The following is a 2,231-nucleotide window of genomic DNA, read 5'->3' as shown; positions in this document are numbered from 1 at the left end:
CTTAATCTCCGGGCGCTGCAGGAACGGCGGCGCCGGACCGTGGGCCGCTTTGCGCTGGAACGGCCGGAAGAACTGGTCACCACCGGTCCGTATGGTCTGACCAGGCATCCCATGTACGTGGGGTGGTGGTTCATTCGCCTGGGCACCGGACTCCTGGCCGGTTCAGCCTGGACCCTGGTGACGCTGCCTGTTCTATCGCTGGCCGGACACCCGGAGGTCCTCCGCGAAGAGGCGCTGCTGGCACGGCTCTTTCCGGAGTCCTATCCAGCCTATGCAGGCCGGGTTCCGCGCTATCTCGGCTTCCCCGGCGGTCCGCCCCGGCAGGCCAGGTCCCACGTGCCGTTCCGGGGCCGATCCGGATGGAATTATGGGAGGATATTGACCTGACAAACGCGTGGTTTACGGACCCTGCGGGAAACGTTTCCTCCGTCGTTAAGGGTTGATTTCATGCACATTACCGCCAAGGACCTGGCTGCCCGGATCCCCGCCGATTTCACCCTGGGCGTCGCCACGGCGGCCTTCCAGATCGAGGGCGCGCTGGACGAGGACGGCCGCGGCCCGGCCGGGTGGGATGTGTTCGCTTCCAAACCCGGCGCAATCGTCGACGATCACAGCCCGGCGATCGCCTGCGACCATTACCACCGGATGCCCGGTGACGTTGCCCTGCTGAAACAGCTGGGCGTGGACTCTTACCGGTTTTCCCTTTCCTGGCCACGGATCCAGCCTACCGGCAGCGGAGCCGTGAACAAGGCGGGCCTGGACTTCTACGACCGCCTTCTCGACGAGCTGCTCGCCAACGGGATCTCGCCCATGGTCACGCTCTATCACTGGGATACACCCCAGGCGCTGGATGACATCGGCGGCTGGATGAACCGGGATACCGCCTACAGGCTGGGCGAGTTTGCCGCCATCGCCGCAGAAGCCTACGGGGACAGGGTGGCCCGGTGGTGCACCATCAACGAACCTGCCACCGTGACCACCAACGGCTACACCCTGGGACTGCATTCCCCGGGTGAGGCGCTCCTGATCAACGCCCTGCCCACTGTCCACCACCAGTTGATGGGCCACGGCCTCGCAGTGCAGGCGCTGCGGGCTGCCGGGGTTCCCGGCGGTATCGGCATGACCAACGTCTACTCGCCCATGGTCCCCAACTCAATCAACCCCCTGGACCGGATCAGCGCCGGCCTGATGGATCTGGCCCAGAACCGGCTCTATGCGGACCCCGTGCTGACGGGTAAGTACCCGGACCTCATCCGCGCCGCGAAGTTCTTCAGCTCCTTCGACCACCCGGACGAGGACATGGAGATCATTTCGCAGCCGCTGGATTTCTACGGCCTGAACTATTACATGCCCACCAAAGTTGCCGTGGGGCCGGGCGAGGGTGCAGTGCCGGCAAGCATGGCCGAGGCCATGGGAAGCGACCTCTCCGCCGTCGGCAATGGCGGAACACCGTTCCATGTGGAGACCTGGCCCGAAGCGGACATCACCTCCTATGGCTGGCCCGTGAAGCCTGACTACATGCGCGTCGCCCTGAAGGAAATGGCGGAGCGGTATCCGAACCTGCCTCCGGTGATCATCACGGAGGGCGGGGCAAGCTTCGAGGACATCATCGTGCGCGACAAGTCCACCAACACCACCTTCATCCCTGACGAGCGGCGCCTGAAGTACCTTTCGGACCACATCGAGGCGGCCTTGGCGGCCACCGCCCCCGGCGGTGAGGCGGAGTCCATTGAGCTTCAGGGCTACTACGTATGGTCGCTGATGGACAACTTTGAGTGGTCCGCGGGCTACAAGCAACCGTTCGGCCTGCTCCACGTGGATTTCGAGACCCTCGAGCGGACGCCGAAGGCATCCTTCTTCTGGTACCAGGAACTCATCGAGGAACGGAACCTTGCGGCAGCGGCGAATACCGCCGTCGCGCAGGCCATCGTGCCGGATGCGGGAGACCAGGAGGACAGGGACCTGCCCGACGGCGACGTGACCGCCTTGGGCGCCACCGCATAGCTTTGCGGTAGCGGCTGGGAGGAACTCCTAGAGGAGGTCCAGGACCTTGAGCTGCTTGGCCATGCCGGCGCCGTCGGTCGAATAGATCCACGGAACCATGGACGTGGTGTGGTCGCCGTCCTCGGAGTGGCCGCCGGCGAACACGGACTCGCTGACGGAGAGCTGCCGGATGGCAATGGCGGCCACTTTGTCCGCATGATCCTGGGCAAAACCGTTGTAGATCTGCT

Annotated in this window: 2 protein-coding genes and 1 pseudogene; 2 read left to right on the top strand and 1 reads right to left on the bottom strand. The window is 64.7% G+C overall.

Going from position 1 to position 2,231, the window contains the following annotated elements; genetic code table 11:
• The coding region (locus tag DBR22_RS11875; protein WP_146187484.1) for a methyltransferase family protein at positions 1-387 on the top strand (387 nt) is incomplete at its 5' end.
• A gap of 60 nt (positions 388-447) precedes the next feature.
• Entirely contained in the window at positions 448-2,004 is a 1,557-nt protein-coding gene (locus tag DBR22_RS11870) for a GH1 family beta-glucosidase (protein WP_108599183.1), read from the top strand.
• Positions 2,005-2,031: 27 nt separating this feature from the next.
• Here the strand turns inward: DBR22_RS11870 and DBR22_RS11865 are convergent.
• Positions 2,032-2,231: pseudogene (locus DBR22_RS11865) on the bottom strand (ACP synthase); the annotation flags it as partial.

The organism is Arthrobacter sp. HMWF013 (assembly GCF_003061105.1).
GTDB lineage: Bacteria > Actinomycetota > Actinomycetes > Actinomycetales > Micrococcaceae > Arthrobacter.
This window is presented reverse-complemented; position numbering and strand designations above follow the sequence as displayed.